The organism is Mesorhizobium sp. L103C119B0 (assembly GCF_000502235.1).
GTDB lineage: Bacteria > Pseudomonadota > Alphaproteobacteria > Rhizobiales > Rhizobiaceae > Mesorhizobium.
Genome location: NZ_AYXE01000003.1, coordinates 531,960 through 546,991, shown reverse-complemented (window position 1 = coordinate 546,991; position 15,032 = coordinate 531,960). Strand labels below are relative to the sequence as shown.

The following is a 15,032-nucleotide window of genomic DNA, read 5'->3' as shown; positions in this document are numbered from 1 at the left end:
ATGGCCGCTGCTTTGCTCAAGGTCGACAATCTGACGGTTCGCTTCCCGAGCACCGAGCCGGTCAGCCGGCTGAGTTTCGAGGTCGGCGAAGGCGAGACGCTGGCGATCGTCGGCGAATCGGGCTCCGGCAAATCGCTGACAGCACTTGCCCTGATGCAGCTTCTGCCGCGCTCGGCGAAGATCCCCAATGGAAGGATCGAGTTCGCCGGCAGGGATCTGCTCGGTCTCGACCAGAAGGCGATGCGGAACCTGCGCGGGCGCGAGATCGCCATGATCTTCCAGGAGCCGATGACGTCGCTCAACCCGGTGCTGACCATCGGCCGGCAGATCACCGAGGTACTGACGCTGCACGAAGGCATACGCGGCAAGGCAGCGCGGAACCGTGCCATCGAGCTTCTCAATCTGGTGCGTATTCCCGATCCGCAGCGGCGCATCGACGACTATCCCCACCAGCTTTCCGGTGGCATGCGCCAGCGAGTCATGATTGCCATTGCCGTTGCCTGCCGTCCGCGCCTGCTGATTGCCGACGAACCTACGACGGCGCTGGATGTGACCATCCAGGCGCAGGTGCTCGACCTGCTCGATACGCTGCGCCGCGAACTGTCGATGGCTGTCGTGCTCATCACCCACGATCTCGGCGTCGTCGCGCAGTGGGCCGACAAGGTCGTCGTCATGTATGCAGGACGCAAGGTTGAACAGGCGCTGCCCGGCGCGCTGTTCAGAACCCCGCTCCATCCCTATACGCGCGGCCTGCTGGCCGCTTCGCCAAGGCTGAAGACCAATCTGCACTACCGCGACGCCAGGCTGACGGAGATACCCGGCAGCATCGTCTCGGCCGCTGGCGAGAAAGGCTGCCCGTTCCGGCCGCGCTGCGCGGTGGCGCGCGATAGCTGCGCCCATTTCGTGCCCGACCTCGTCGAGGTGAGCGAGGATCGCCTCGTCGCCTGCCCCTACAGCTTCATTCCGGAGGTTGCGCATGGCGCTGCTCTCGGTCTCTGACCTCTCCACGCATTTCCATGCTCAGGGTGGTGCGTTGCGCGCCGTCGACGGCGTCTCGCTCGAGGTCGGACGCGGCGAAACGGTTGGCCTCGTCGGCGAAAGCGGCTGCGGAAAATCGAGCCTCGGCAAGACGATCATGCGGCTGGTCGATCCGACCAGCGGCAAGATCGAGTTCAACGGCACCGACATCACCGTTCTCGACGCCCGCCGGCTGAAGGCGGCGCGCCGCAACATCCAGATGATTTTCCAGGATCCGTTCGCGTCGCTCAACCCGCGCCACACGATTGGCGACATCCTGACCGCGCCGCTGAAAGTCCATAGCATCGGCAACAAGGCCGAGCGGCGCAAGATTGTAGAGGATATAATCGAGCGCGTCGGTCTGCCCAAGGATTCGCTTGGCCGCTACCCGCATGAATTTTCCGGTGGTCAGCGCCAGCGCATCGGCATCGCCCGGGCACTGATCCTCAATCCGGAACTGGTCGTCTGCGACGAGCCGGTGTCGGCACTCGACCTTTCGATCCAGGCCCAGATCCTCAACCTGCTGGTCGACATGAAACGGCAGCTCGGCCTGTCCTACCTGTTCATCTCGCATGATCTGTCGGTGGTCCGCTATTTCGCTGACCGGGTGCTGGTCATGTATCTCGGACGCATCGTCGAAAGCGCCGACAATGCGACGCTGTGGACCTCGCCAAAACATCCCTACACGCGCGCACTGATGGACGCCGTGCCGGACCCGGTGCGCCGGCGTCAGGCAGCGCCGATCCATGGCGATCTGCCGAGCCCGCAGAACATCCCCAGCGGTTGCCGTTTCCACACGCGCTGCCCGCTGGCGACGGATCTCTGCCGTTCGCAGGAGCCTGCATTCCGGGCGATCGCGGCGGGGCATCACGTCGCTTGCCACTACGCCGAACCAACCCTCAACTGAAAGTTCAACGGAGCAAAACAATGTCCGATTACCGCTATCTCGGCCGCAGCGCCCTGAAGGTTTCCCCGCTCAGCCTTGGCACCATGATGTTCGGCGGGCCGACCGAGGAGACGGTCGCGCACCGCATCATCGACAAGGCGCGCGAGCAAGGCGTCAATTTCATTGACACCGCCGACGTCTACCACAATGGCAAGTCCGAGGAAGTTGTTGGCCGCGGCATCAAGGCGACGCGCGATCATTGGGTGGTGGCGACCAAATTCGTCAACTCGCATGACAAGGGTCCCAATCTCGGCGGCCATTCACGCAAATGGGTGATCCAGACCGTCGAGAACAGTCTGAGGCGCCTGGGAACAGACTACATCGACCTGTTCTATTTCCACCGCGCCGTCTTCGATGCGCCGCTGGAGGAGCCGGTGCGGGCCATCGCCGACCTGATCCGCCAGGGCAAGCTGCGCTATTTCGGCGTGTCGAACTTCCGTGGCTGGCGCATCGCCGAAGTCGCGCATCTCGCCGATGAACTCGGCATCGACCGGCCGGTGGCCAGCCAGCCGCTCTACAACATCGTCAACCGCACCGCCGAGGCCGAGCAACTGCCGGCGGCAGCCTATTTTGGTCTTGGTGTCGTCTCCTACAGCCCGCTGGCGCGCGGCGTGCTGACCGGCAAATACGAGCCCAACCAGGCGCCAGCCGCCGACACTAGGGCCGGGCGTGGCGACAAGCGTATCGCCGAGACCGAGTGGCGCCCGGAATCGATCGAGATCGCCAGGCAGATCGCGGCGCACGCAAAGTCGCGCGGTGTCTCGGCCGCCGATTTCGCGCTGGCCTGGGTGCTCAACAACCGGCTGATCACGGCGGCGATCGCCGGTCCGCGCACTGAGGAACAGTGGGACAGCTACGCCAAGGCGCTGGACTTCAGGCTGACCGCCGAGGACGAGGCCTTTGTCGACCGCCTCGTCACCGCCGGCCATGCCTCGACGCATGGGTTCAACGATCCGAGCCATCCGGTCGAAGGCCGTGTGCCGCGTTCCGAGCCGGCCGCACCGATCCCGCTGACGCGGCCTCTGCGCGCCGCCTGACGGTCAGCTGTGGACTGGCGGGGCCGGCGGCCCCGTCAGAGTCTCCAATCATTTCGCACAGATGAGAGAGACCACGAATTTCCATGTCGAACGGCTGCGCCAGAACATCGTCGTGTTGTCAGGCAACACCCATAGGCCGTCGAAATCACGGAGGCTGGCGCATCATCTGGGTGAGGCACTGCGCGAAAAACTGTCGGTCACAGTGAATTTCCTCGATCTCGTCGATGCCGGCCGCGGTCTGGGTGCTGCGTTCACGCGTAAGGAATCGACGCCGGAGGCGCTGGATGTGGTGGCCGCGGTCGAACAAGCCGACGCGCTGATCGTGACGACGCCGGTCTATAATGGTTCCTATGCTGGCCTGTTCGACCTCATCGATCCGCTGGCACTCGTCGATCGCCCAGTCCTGATCGGCGCGACGGGAGGCGGCCAGCGCCACGCGCTGGTGGTCGAACACCAGCTTCGCCCGCCGTTCGGCTTCTATTCGGCGCTGAGGGTGCCGAGCGTCGTCTATGGCAGCGACAGCGATTTTGCCGACGGCAAGCTTTTGGATCCAACGGGCCTGGGCTGGCCGCACAGGCCGTGGACCAGTTCGCGACGTTGCTTTCAGCGCGGCAGCCGAAGAGCCAACCGGTCAGGCTGGCTTCAGGCTGACGGGTATCGGGCTCGGCCAGGTGCCGGCTGCCTCGGCAAACGGAACTAAGGGGTTCGGGAAGGTCGTGAACATCTTTTAGTGTAGTAGGGTGATGGCTGCCTGGAAGTTTCGCTATTCGTGCTCCATCTGAAGGCCAAACACCGAGCGTTCGGTGCTTTGGCCGTCCTCGGAACCATACGGAACGATGCGGGAAGATTTCTGATTTTTGCCCGCGAAAAACCCAACAAAATCGACGATTTTCGTTCGCCCTCCGGGCCTACCAGTCGCCTTGATGAACAAGGCTTTGCGTCGAGGGTAGACAACCTGGTTAGACAGTCGGTCAGACAAACCGCTTCAGAAGCTTCGCCATGCCCTCCACGGCGAGCCGCTCCTGCTCCGTATCGACTTTTTTATTGAAATCCCGAATTCGGTGGCCTTACAAGACCGATGTTGCCATTGCTCGTAGGTCGGCTGTGATGGATAACGTGGTTCCATTCCGCAAGGCCGTGCCTTGCGTCGAAGTGACAGAAACCTGCGGCGAATGGTTCGTCCGCGTGGTTGAGAAAGATCAGGAAATTGCCAGGTCATTCAATCAGGAATCGTTCGCGTTGTCCTTTGCAGAAGGCCAGCGGATACGCCTAGGGCTAGCGAAGGTCGTGCGCCTGTAGGGCGCTGTGGGGCGGCATTGTAGGCATTCAAGCATGAGCGGAACCTAATTTGCAGCCGCAAATTAATGTCCAATGAATGAACTCCCAAACCGGAAAAAACTCGTGCCTGACCCTCAACCTCGGCGCGGCTCCAACAAAGGTGTGTTGCTAGCGGCTGCAGCGCTGCTGTTTGCCTTTCTCGCTCTTATTCTGTTTGGGTTTTTTCAGTAAGTGCGCGCGGCGCCGGCTTCCTAGAGAGGGCAGAGCACCTGCCGACGTGATCTTCGATCGCTCGCGTCCTTGCGGCGGGGCGACTATCCAAGCCGGCTCGGTTCGTCGCTCCTGACGGGTTCGGCGGTCCCACCACAGCAGGATGATCATTCGGCAATTTTTGGCAGCGCCGGTATTCAACTCACGCCCAAAGCGATTGAACTGAAGCTGGCCGTCGATGTCGTGACTGACGCAGCATGAGCCGAACAGGCGAGGCAAGCGCAAGCCTTGGGGCCCAACCTCAGACAGACGAAGCACGCTCGTGCAGTCTGGAGACAGCGCAACGAGTTATTCATTCGGGCGCCTTCGCATCACCAGCGGAACGAAAGAGTTAACTGGCGGTTTACTAGGGAAGGATTGCAGGACGAAAAACATTGAGGATTTCTGCCATGACAATGTTGTTCGAACCACTCGACTCTGAAGGTTACAAGCGCAGCGTGGTCTACCATGCGGCACGCTTGTCCATGCTCCACAATCGAATGCTGAAGCGTTTCGACAAGGTCGATAAAGCGGCTGAAAAGGTTGAAGCCGAGGTGGAGTTGTTTGATGAAGCTGTTCGCACTCTCTACGAATGAGCGGCATGTTGACCGCCGACGTTCCTGCTAGCGCGTATACGGGCGCGGGGTTCACCGTTGCGTCACCAGGCGATGTCGCGCCGCGTATTTGGGCTTGATAAGCACGATCTAATGTATACGATTCACCCAGCCGGCCTGGCTCCCCCGCCATCGGGCCGGTCAGGCCCGACGGTTCAACGCACCACCCCAAACGACTGTCGGGCCGCTAGGACTCTCACTGCGCAGCCGGGTTCATGCTTTGCCTTTTTTTCTCGAAAAGCGCGAGCTTGGTCATATAACCAATTCTGATTTTTGCATGGCATTGGGTGCAGTTGAAGTTGGATATCACCTTCAACCACGATCCCTTTTTTATGATGACATGAGAACAGTTTGGACATTCCAGTTCCAGGTACTCGTCCCCCATATCGTTTGAAATCGGCACTACGACACTCCCCAACAGTTGCCCGTGAAACTTGCGCTTCGAGATCGGCCGGCACCTCCGTGCTCAAACCCCGAACGTGGGTCCTTGGCAGATGTTCCGCAATCCGACCTCTGGCGACCGGGATCGGACCAAAGTCCAAATCGCCGCAACAGGCCGAGAAGTGGAACCCCGGCGGATGCTTTTTGAACGCTGAATTTCCGTCCTCGCCGGTCGTAGTCCGCCGTCCTCATGGCCAAAGCGCCAATGTTGCCCTTTGTGAGACTGACCTCGTCCGGCCTACCAGGTCGCCAGGGCGCAACTCCGGTAATAATGCGGCGGAGCGAATGTCAGCGCGAAGCTGTGCGCAGGGACGCCAACTCGCTGACAGCAGCAAGGATGACAGCATCGGTTGCCGGCTTCGGCAGGAATCTGCAGTCGCGGAAAGCCGCGGGAACGTCGGCGGGGCCAAATCCCGACAAGAAGGCAAAGGGGATGCCTCGCGCCTGCAATATCCTCGCCACCGGCAGACCCGTTTCACCGTTCAGCTGGATGTCTAGCAACGCCACGTCAATCTTGTCCGATTCGACAAGACGCAGAGCGGCGGATACCGACGGCACAGGTCCGACCACCTGATAACCGGCGCGACGCAGCCGCGCGGCAGTGTCCTGCGCGACTAGCCATTGATCCTCAACAATCAGAACACTCACGCTTTCGCTCACGGCCCCTCTCTGCGATTGACCGGAAATGAGATGTCGATCCGAGACCTTCGGACAGTTGTTTCGACATGTCCGCAAACCTATAGGTAACCTCTCCATGCAGCAAGGTGAGGCTGATGCTGGAGCGGAGGCGCTTCCACCGACCACTTGCTGAATTACCGGAGCCGAAGATTAGCGCGTCAATGGAGCTGCGGTCCGCGCCTCCGCTCCATCAGAGTTGGATAGGCGTTTACCCCTCTCCACGATCCACAAAATCTAAAAGCCGCCGTACCGCGCCATTGGCTCTTCAAAGCATGAGCAGCACCTCTCTCTCCATCTTTGGCGACCTGAGATTGCAATCGGTCAATGAGCGTCAGAAGTGCGATGCACCGAGTTTGTGCCTGCAGTTTTTCGAAGGAAAGGCTTGAGAATTCATGATTTCGGAGCAGGTTTGGCTGGCGCATGAGCGCCGCAGATCTATACTGGGGAGATCAAGCGATGGGGTCGGCCATGAGCAAAGAGTTCAGTGTAGCTGATGCCTATGGCGCCGGCCGCGCCATGTTCATGGGACTTGAACTGCTGGTTTCGCCCGGTGCGCTCGTCCCCAGACCTGAGACCGAGTTGCTCGGCAAGACCGCGCTTGGTGTGTTGCATCAGATGAACCTGCCGGCTCCGCGCATAGTTGATATGTGCTGCGGCACTGGGAATCTGGCGTGCGCGATCGCCTACCATGTGCCCAGCGCCCTTGTCTGGGCAAGCGATCTCACCGATGAATGCGTCGAAACGGCACGCCGCAACACCTCACATCACGGCATGGCTGAGCGTCTTTCGGTGCTTCAGGGCGACTTGTTCGACTCTCTCATCGGCCTTGGGTTAGACGGAACTATCGACGTAATCGTCTGCAATCCGCCTTACATTTCTGAAAAGCGGCTCGAGGGCGACCGCGCCCATCTGATCGAGCTTGAGCCGCGCGAGGCGTTTGCAGCCGGCCCTTACGGCCTGAGCATTCATATGCGCGTACTGAAAGACGCACCGCGATACCTGCGGCGTGGCGGCATCCTGCTCTTCGAGGTCGGGCTTGGCCAAGACCGACAGGTAGCGGGTCTGCTGGAACGCAGCAAGGCATTCGAGAACATCCGTTCGGTCTCGAACGAAGCGGGCGAGGGCCGGGTGGTTCTGGGGCAAGTCAAGAGGCAGGCATGAATCCTGCGACAATCAGACCAAATACGGGGCTGCTCTGGGCGTTACGCTTACCCATCAGTTCATTTTGCGGATGATGTATTGCTCGATCCCCTGGATGGAATCGAGGTTTTCAGGCAGAAGTTCGCTATCCTCGACGGTAATGCCAAAGGTCTCCTCGATGAAGCCGATAATCTCAAGCACACCCGTCGAGTCGACAATGCCTTGATCGAGCAAGGATGCGTCATCCAGCAATGCCTTGACGTCGCTGACGTAGAAATTCGAAACCAAGAAACTACGAATCTGCTCGCTGTAGATTCCGGTGCGTTCCTTGATGGTCAACATGAATTCGTCCTCCGTGGCGTCACCATTAAATCAGCGACTTGGTTCTGGCCCCGTATCATGACAGCGCCGTTTTCTTGAGTTTTCCCGTGTCCGTCATCGGCAGGTTCGCCACAACGACGATGGATTTCGGGACCATGAAGTTTTCCAGACGCTTCTGGCACTCCTTCTGCAGTTCCCTTTCGCCAATGGCTCTTCCATGCTCCATCACCACAAAAGCTTTCACCGCTTGCCCGAGGAGCTCGTCGGGAACACCTATGACAGCCGCTTCTCGGACTCCTGGAATGTCCATCAGTACATTTTCCACTTCCCTTGGCGCCACCTTCTCGCCTCGCGACTTTATGATCTCATCCCCACGGCCAACGAAGTAGAGGTAACCCTCCGTATCCATCCGGCAGTAGTCGCCGGTGTATAGGACCTGCTCGCCGGGCAGCGGGCCGGGTTTGAGTTTCCTGGCCGTTGCCTCGGGCTTGCCCCAATACCCGTTCATCACCGTTGCGCCGCGAATGACGAGTTGGCCGACAACGCCTGGGCCTATCCGCCTGTCATGCTCGTCAACGATCCACATCTCCGTATTCGGGATTGCGATCCCTACGCTCAATGGCTTTCGCTCGAGGTCCTCTGGCGGCAAATAGGTGCAACGTTTGCATTCGGTGAGACCGTACATCGAATAGATGCGTGCACCCGAAAACAGCTCGCGAAGCATGAAAATATGCTTGAGGGGTAGGGCTGCCGCAGTGTTTGTGACGTAGCGGATGCTCGAGAAATCCTGGTCTTTGAGGGACCTGAGTTCGGAGAGTGCGGCAAAGATTGTGGGCACGCCGGGAAAGCCCGTAACTCCCTCCTGCCTGATCAACCCGAGGATCTGTGCCGGGAAAGCGAACGAGCGTTCGAGCACCAGCCGGGCGCCGGTACGAAAAGCCATGATCATCTGGTACAGTCCATAATCGAAGGCGAGGGGTAGGACATTGAGGATCACCTCGTCCTCGGCAATCGCCAGGTAGGAAGCGACAGACGCGCACGCGGCCATCATGTTTCTGTGCGTCAGCATCACGCCCTTGGGTTCGCCCGTCGACCCGGACGTGTAGATGATGGCTGCCAGATCAACATCGATGCACTGCCGTGCCGGCGGCGTATCCGCGCCATTGGCGAGGGCGGCGTCCCAGCGCACGGCAAACGGCAGCTGGGCGAGTTCGACGTCGTCGATCGGTCCCGATACGATCACCCGCAGAAGTGACGGGCAGCCGCGCGCCGGCTCGCGGAAGATCGCTTGCAGATGGCCGTCCGTGATGAGCGCCGTCGGCCGGCAGTCGTTGAGCAGATAATCGAGCTTGTCGCTCTTGGTGAGCGGGTTGACGATGCACACCACCGCATTCGCCTTTAGCACCGCCCAGAAGCTAACCACCGTCTCGACGGTGTTGTCGGCGAAGATCATCACGCGATCACCGCGAACGACTCCGGATGCGGACAGGTCCCAGGCGATCGCGTTGGCTCGCGTTTCGAGTTCGAGGTAGGTGACACGCTGCCTGTTGCACACCAGCGCCACCTTACTTCCGTGTCGGACGGCGGAATGGGCGAGGTAGTCATGCAGCAATGGTACGGCATCATGCAACATACAGGCGCTCTTCCCGATGTTCGCAGTCGACGTCGACGCTGAGCGTGCATTCGAGCGTTGCACTGGGACAACCCGCGACGAACTGCTGATGAAGAAGTTGGGTCGACAACACGCCGACCAGCGCCATGTTGTCGGCATTGGACAGGTCGCCATCGCCAGTTCTGGCCTGGCATTTGGCAAGCAGGTGCGTGACCCCCTTTGGATCGAAGACATTCGCCTCGCGCAGGGCCTTCTGCGAAACCGCCTCGCGAGCGTAATCCGGAGCGTCTGCGCCGACGAAGCAAAGCGCGTTGGGCGCGCGGAAGGGCTGCTTCTTGCGGGCTACGATCTCGGAGGGCAGGATGGGTGCCGCCATGCGCTTCAGCACGTGCTTTTCGTCGAGGCCGCGGAGTTTGAAGGAGGGCGGCAGCGAATTCGCGAGCCTCACAAGTTCATCGTCCAGGAACGGGAAGCGCCCCTCGACGGAGTGAGCCATCAGCATCCTGTCGCCTTGCGAGGAGAGCAGATAGCCCGACATCAGTGTTTGCACCTCGAGATACTGGTCCTGCGCAAGGGGACTCCAACGGGCAAACTGCGCGGGCAGACGGGCGAGCAACTCGGACACGGCGTCGCGGCCCTGCGTTCGAGCCCGCATATCGGCCGTAAACAAGCGCTTGATGGCCCTGGTGGTTTGCCAGCGGGTTTCATGAGCAAAGCCCGGCGCGTCGTAAGCCTGAATATTTCGCCCGAAGAACTGACGCGCCATCGCCTGCTGTTGCACCGGCGAGCGGGTGAGATAGGGGTAAAGGCGTTCCAGGAGCCGAGAGCGTCGTGTCGAAGTCGGGTGGCGCCCCCAGAAGCGGCGGACCTTGCCTTCGCGGAACAGGTCGTAGCCGGCGAACATTTCGTCAGCGCCTTCGCCGGTCAGCACGACCTTGATTCCACGCTCGCGCACTAGGCGCGAGAGCAGGAAGAGTGGCGCCGGGGCAGTCCTCAGTATCGGGCGTTCGGTGTGTCGGATTACCTCCGGAAAGATTCCGGCTATATCTCTGCGCGAAACGACCACTTCATGGTGCTCACTGCCGGTCGCCTCGGCAACCATTCGCTGGAAGCGGGTCTCGTCATATTCGGCGTCGGCAAAACGCAAGGAGAAGGTTTGGAAGCGATCGCCCGCGAAGCGCCTCGCGAGCGCGGCCACAAGCGAACTGTCCAGCCCTCCGGAGAGGTAGCACCCGACAGGCACGTCGGCGCGCACCATTCTGAGCGCCGTCGCGGCCTCAAGAGCGCTAGACACGCGGTCCACCGCGTCGTTGGAGGACCCGGGGAACTCGCCCTGCCGCGATCCGAAATTGTCGGGATAGGAAGGCTGCCAAAAAATCCGCTCACGAACGGTGCCATCCTGATAGATGCGGACACGACCCGGCTCGAGTTCGTTGATTCCGTGGAAAACTCCTTGCGGCGGAACGACCGTCCAGAGCGTGAACGTCTGATCGATGCCGGCTGGATCAAGGGCGCGAGGTATGGTTCGATCGGCCGCGAAAATGGCTTTCACTTCGCTGGCGAAATAAAGCCGGTGCGCATGCTCGCTGAAATACAGCGGGCAAATGCCGAAGCGGTCGCGCGACAATATAAGACGATTGGCCACTGAATCCCAGATCGCAATTGCCCATTGGCCGTTCATCCGCTCGAAGGCCGTTTCTCCCCACTCACGATAGGCGTGTAGCGCGACCTCCGTGTCGCTGCGGGTTCGGAAGCGGTGGCCGAGCGCCGTGAGTTTTTCACGCAATTCGACGTAGTTGAATATCTCGCCGTTGAACACGATCCACGTCGTATCGCCTGTGTCCGCCATCGGTTGCTGGCCACTGGAAAGATCGACGATGGACAGGCGCACATGCGCCAGCCCCGCGCGTCTGTCCCGGTAGAGACCGCGCCCGTCGGGGCCGCGATGCGCCAGCGCGCCCATCATCTGCATCAGCGCCTGCCGCGAAGGAGAAGCCGCTGTGGCATTCAGCGCCACGATTCCAGCGATGCCGCACATGCTCGGTCAATCTCCGCCTTCCGCGGACAGCAAAGGCCGCGCGTGAAGATAGTGGGCCGCCCTTCGTTTCGCTTCGATGTCCTTGAACACTTTCTGAAGCTGGGGCTCGGTGAGGCCAGCAACCGCCGCGAGCTCATTGCTGGCGACCCCGTGGTTCAGGCCGTAGAGGCATAGATCCATCAGGTGATAGGGCAGCGCGAAATAGAATTCTTCCTGGCTTTGGGTCATGGAAAAGGTGTCGGTGGTCGGTGGCCGCTGCCGGATTTCATCATCCACCTCGAGATATTCCGCGAGTTGATAAACCTGGGTTTTGTAAAGGTGAACGATCGGCATCACGTCGGCGGCTCCGTCGCCCTGCTTGACGAAAAAGCCCTGGTCGTACTCGAGGCGATTTGGAGTGCCGACAACCGCGTATTTGAGGCGGTCGGCGTGATAGTATTCCGTCATCTTGCGCAGGCGCTGCTTGTAGTTTGTCGCAGCAACGATCTGCAGATAGGCAGCTGGCGGCAGACGCACGGTATCTACTTTACCCTGCGGATCCTGGACCGTGAGGCGGGTTATATTGAGCCCGCTGCTCTCCAGAACCGACGCGATCACCAGCTTGCATTTCCACCCTTCCCCATAGTCGGGAACGACGGTCTGGATCGCATCGATCTGCCGGCGGTAGGCCCCAATGGCCTCCAGTGCCGGTGCTATGTCCTCAAGGACGCTTTCAATGCCAAGCTGTGCCGCGACGCGGCGGCCAAGTCTCAGGGAGTCGCCGGAAGAATCCCGCTCCGGCATGAACAGTCCCAGGACCTTGTCTTTCCCGAACGCGCGCATGCACAAGGTCGCGACGACGGAGCTGTCGATACCGCCGGAAAGACCGACAACCACGCCGCGACGATGCAGGGTGCCGAGAACCTGAGTGCGCAAGGTGTCAACGATGCGATCGACCTCCGCGCGGGCATCGAGCGTCAGCATGTCCTTGCTGAATTCCGGAATTATGTCGATGACAAGTCCTCCCTTTTGCGAGATTCGGCGGGGGAATAGGTCTGCACGATGGCCGTCTCGATAAGCGGACGGTTGGTGGCAAGGTTTGGTTCGACGACAAGGTCGATGTGGCTGCCCGTGATCGAAATGACGTCCAGGTGTGCCAAGACGCTGTCCCAGCCCAAGGCCCGCGGCATTCCCTCCCTGCGACATCGGAACAAGGTACCGGAGAGGGGCAGAGCCGGTTTCGGTGCCTCAAGCCACTGGAAGAATGACTTCGCCCTTAAAACTTCCTGCAGTTCCAGTTTGGTCCTGAAGATCGTCGGGTTGAACTCTCCATTGGCAAATCTGTCCAGAATCCTGGCCAGACGCGCTTCGCCGCCCACGGCGACGGTGATCTTCGCAAGGGCTCTGCAAGCCATCCGGTGCGCGGATATGCGGTTGGTGCGAATACGATAGAACGTACGGGTAAGAGTCTCCCAATGGTTGCTCGGCTCGTCCAGAAGGCTCGTGTCGAGGATGCCCAGGAACCGCACCGTTCGCCCGGCCTTCATGAGCCGTGCGGCAACCTCGAATGCAACCGCGCCACCCAGAGAATGGCCGAGAAGTCGCACGGAACCCGCAGGTTGGATGCGGCTTATCTGCTCGAGTGCGGCGCCAGCCATGGCGCTGAGGGTGTTGTGTCCGTCCAGTATCGCCGCAAGGCTCGGATATCGGATCGGGTTTACACGGGCGACTTTCCCCATGGCGGCTGCGAACGCAGCGAGGCTCGGACCATAGCCAACGGACCCTGGAAACAGGAAAAGAACCGGGGGGTGGTGCTTCTTTTCGCGCCCTTCGCCCGACCGTGCAGAGACGACCGCCTCAACCATCTCGTCCAAGCTCATGCCGACGGTGAATGCTTCGAGGCCCAGCTCTTGCCCGATGGCGTTTTCGATCGCCATCACGCAGTGCAGCAGCTGCAGCGAATCTCCTCCAGCATCATCCCAGTTTCCCGTGGCAGTGCCTGTGTTGAGAACCTGCGTCCACGCGTGCTGCACTATTTGACGTGTGTCCTTTGCTCCTCCGGCGGGCGGAGCATCGAGAGTGGACGACCGGGCGACTCGCGCCCTCCTTCCGTGCGAACGATCTATCTCGGCCAGTGTTGCCAAATCGACCTTACCTCCCGACAGGCGTGGGATTGCGTCAACGGGGTGCAATCGCAAGGGACGCAATGGTGCCGGCAAGGTCATTCTGAGGAGCTGGCGAAGGTCGTCTGCAAAAGCGCCGCCTGCGAAGCGCTGGGGAACCGCGAAGGCGATGAGTTCCTGCGCGGCCGTTACCATCACCACGGCATCCGCCACCGAAGGCGCGCAACGCAAGACCCGTTCGAGTTCGGCGGGCTCGATGCGTCGACCATTGATCTTGATCTGGCGCCCTTTGCGGCCGACGATCCTCAAGATGCCATCATCGTCGAGCCGAACGAGGTCCCCGGTCGAAAAAAGCCGAGCCTCGGGATCGTCGGGGTCCGGCTGCGCGGGAACGACCACACCGTTCTCCCAATGACCAAGCAGGACATAGCGGCTTTTGATCAGAAGCTCTCCACTTTCGCCTGGCCCTACATTGCGCTCCGCTTCGTCGACGATAGCGAATGTCATACCAGGGAGCAGCCTGCCGACGGGAACCGACGCGTCTTGCTCGGGCCAGTCAGGCGGCAAGAACCATTGCGAACCGATGGTTTCAGTCGATGAGTAGCCGATCTGGATCAGACACTGGTCCGAAACGGCTTTGCGCAGCAAAGCGATGTCCGTCCATGACACTTTCTCCCCACCGATTCGGGCCACTCTGAGCGGCCAGGAAGCGTCGGCGGGCGCCTCAGCCAGGAGGGCTCGAAGCAGTGCCGGCACAAGATAGGCGATCGTCACACCTTCGGACTGCAATCGAGCGCGCGTAGCGCGCAGGCCGACAGCCTCCACCTCGAGAAGATGCAACGTGGCGCCCGTCAGCAGCGCCGCAAAGATCTCCCGGCAACCGGCGATCGTGGCTGGCCCGGTCAGCGGCAGGAAAACGTCATCCGCGCTGATATGGCACGCATCGACATATTGCCGGACCCGCCATAGCAGGCTGCGTTGGCTGTTGACGATTCCCTTGGGGCGCCCGGTGCTGCCCGAAGTGTAAAGCACCAATGCGGGCGCATCGACCGAAACCATAGGGGGCTTATGCTGCTGTTCTGGGTGTTGATCGTTGGACGCCACGGCGGCCGCAATTTCGATCCAGACGATCTCTTGGGCCAATTCGACCGGGCGAACATTTTCGGCGCCTATAATCGCGCCGAGCCCCGCGGCACTGACTATATCGAAAATGCGAGAGGCGGGATCTCTTGTGTTGAGCGGGACCGAAGGCCGTCCCGCCGCCATGGTCGCCAACATCGCCACAGGATACCAAGCGGAGTTTGCTTGCAGGATGCCGATGGCCTGCCCTTCGGGGACGACGGCAGCGATATGAGTTGCCAGCGTCTCGACCGCCCGGAAAAGCTCAGAAAAAGTCAGGCGGTTCGCGCCGTCGCTGATTGCGAGCTTGTCAGGATACCGCCTGGCGACATCTCCAAGGTGGTCGAAGATTGGAGTGTCCGCAAATTTGGCACCCATCTGTCGGTAACGGCGCCAGACTGGCCCCCCTTGGTCAAGATCATATTCGGGAACGACTGACC

13 protein-coding genes are annotated in these 15,032 nt (G+C 60.7%); 7 read left to right on the top strand and 6 right to left on the bottom strand.

Translation table 11 applies throughout. The features are described from left to right. From X728_RS159175 to X728_RS22495, 6 genes are all read left to right on the top strand, one after another. A complete protein-coding gene (locus tag X728_RS159175; protein ID WP_023670874.1) occupies nucleotides 1–999 on the top strand; it encodes an ABC transporter ATP-binding protein in 999 nt (332 codons plus the stop codon). After that, nucleotides 977–1,924, top strand: a complete 948-nt coding sequence (locus tag X728_RS159180) for an oligopeptide/dipeptide ABC transporter ATP-binding protein (RefSeq protein ID WP_023670875.1) — start codon at nucleotides 977–979, stop codon at nucleotides 1,922–1,924. The genes X728_RS159175 and X728_RS159180 overlap by 23 nt, the downstream gene beginning before the upstream one ends. 20 nt (nucleotides 1,925–1,944) lie before the next feature. Then, nucleotides 1,945–3,000 (top strand): aldo/keto reductase, encoded by a 1,056-nt coding sequence (locus X728_RS159185; protein WP_023670876.1) that lies wholly within the window; start codon nucleotides 1,945–1,947, stop codon nucleotides 2,998–3,000. A 61-nt stretch (nucleotides 3,001–3,061) separates the two neighbouring features. Then, nucleotides 3,062–3,700, top strand: a complete 639-nt coding sequence (locus X728_RS01000000166415) for an NAD(P)H-dependent oxidoreductase (RefSeq protein WP_023670877.1) — start codon at nucleotides 3,062–3,064, stop codon at nucleotides 3,698–3,700. 407 nt (nucleotides 3,701–4,107) lie between these two features. Continuing rightward, nucleotides 4,108–4,299 carry a hypothetical protein gene (locus X728_RS159190; protein ID WP_023670878.1) on the top strand — a complete coding sequence of 64 codons (192 nt, stop codon included), beginning with the start codon at nucleotides 4,108–4,110 and terminating at the stop codon, nucleotides 4,297–4,299. Nucleotides 4,300–4,937: 638 nt separating this feature from the next. Then, on the top strand, nucleotides 4,938–5,123 hold the full coding sequence (locus X728_RS22495) for a hypothetical protein (protein WP_023681021.1): 186 nt from the start codon (nucleotides 4,938–4,940) through the stop codon (nucleotides 5,121–5,123). A 747-nt stretch (nucleotides 5,124–5,870) separates the two neighbouring features. Here the strand turns inward: X728_RS22495 and X728_RS159195 are convergent. After that, entirely contained in the window at nucleotides 5,871–6,242 is a 372-nt protein-coding gene (locus X728_RS159195; RefSeq protein WP_023670881.1) for a response regulator, read from the bottom strand. Nucleotides 6,243–6,728: 486 nt separating this feature from the next. On the opposite strand from X728_RS159195, the gene X728_RS159200 reads away from it, so the two are divergent. Further along, entirely contained in the window at nucleotides 6,729–7,421 is a 693-nt protein-coding gene (locus X728_RS159200) for a class I SAM-dependent methyltransferase (RefSeq protein WP_023830916.1), read from the top strand. A gap of 54 nt (nucleotides 7,422–7,475) precedes the next feature. Here the strand turns inward: X728_RS159200 and X728_RS159205 are convergent, their stop codons facing one another. Genes X728_RS159205 through X728_RS159225 form a run of 5 tightly spaced genes read right to left on the bottom strand, consistent with a single transcriptional unit; the run spans nucleotide 7,476 to nucleotide 14,970 of the window. Then, nucleotides 7,476–7,742 (bottom strand): acyl carrier protein, encoded by a 267-nt coding sequence (locus X728_RS159205; protein ID WP_023670883.1) that lies wholly within the window; start codon nucleotides 7,740–7,742, stop codon nucleotides 7,476–7,478. A 55-nt stretch (nucleotides 7,743–7,797) separates the two neighbouring features. Continuing rightward, the gene (locus X728_RS159210) at nucleotides 7,798–9,354 is read right to left on the bottom strand and encodes an AMP-binding protein (RefSeq protein ID WP_023830100.1); all 1,557 of its coding nucleotides are present in this window, start codon (nucleotides 9,352–9,354) and stop codon (nucleotides 7,798–7,800) included. Continuing rightward, a complete protein-coding gene (gene asnB / locus X728_RS159215) occupies nucleotides 9,344–11,371 on the bottom strand; it encodes an asparagine synthase (glutamine-hydrolyzing) (RefSeq protein ID WP_023697128.1) in 2,028 nt (675 codons plus the stop codon). Before asnB ends, X728_RS159210 begins: the two co-directional genes overlap by 11 nt. A gap of 6 nt (nucleotides 11,372–11,377) precedes the next feature. Beyond that, nucleotides 11,378–12,358, bottom strand: a complete 981-nt coding sequence (nadE, locus tag X728_RS159220) for an NAD(+) synthase (protein ID WP_280790677.1) — start codon at nucleotides 12,356–12,358, stop codon at nucleotides 11,378–11,380. Continuing rightward, the gene (locus tag X728_RS159225; protein ID WP_306413759.1) at nucleotides 12,355–14,970 is read right to left on the bottom strand and encodes an AMP-binding protein; all 2,616 of its coding nucleotides are present in this window, start codon (nucleotides 14,968–14,970) and stop codon (nucleotides 12,355–12,357) included. The genes nadE and X728_RS159225 overlap by 4 nt, the downstream gene beginning before the upstream one ends. Nucleotides 14,971–15,032: the final 62 nt, after the last annotated feature.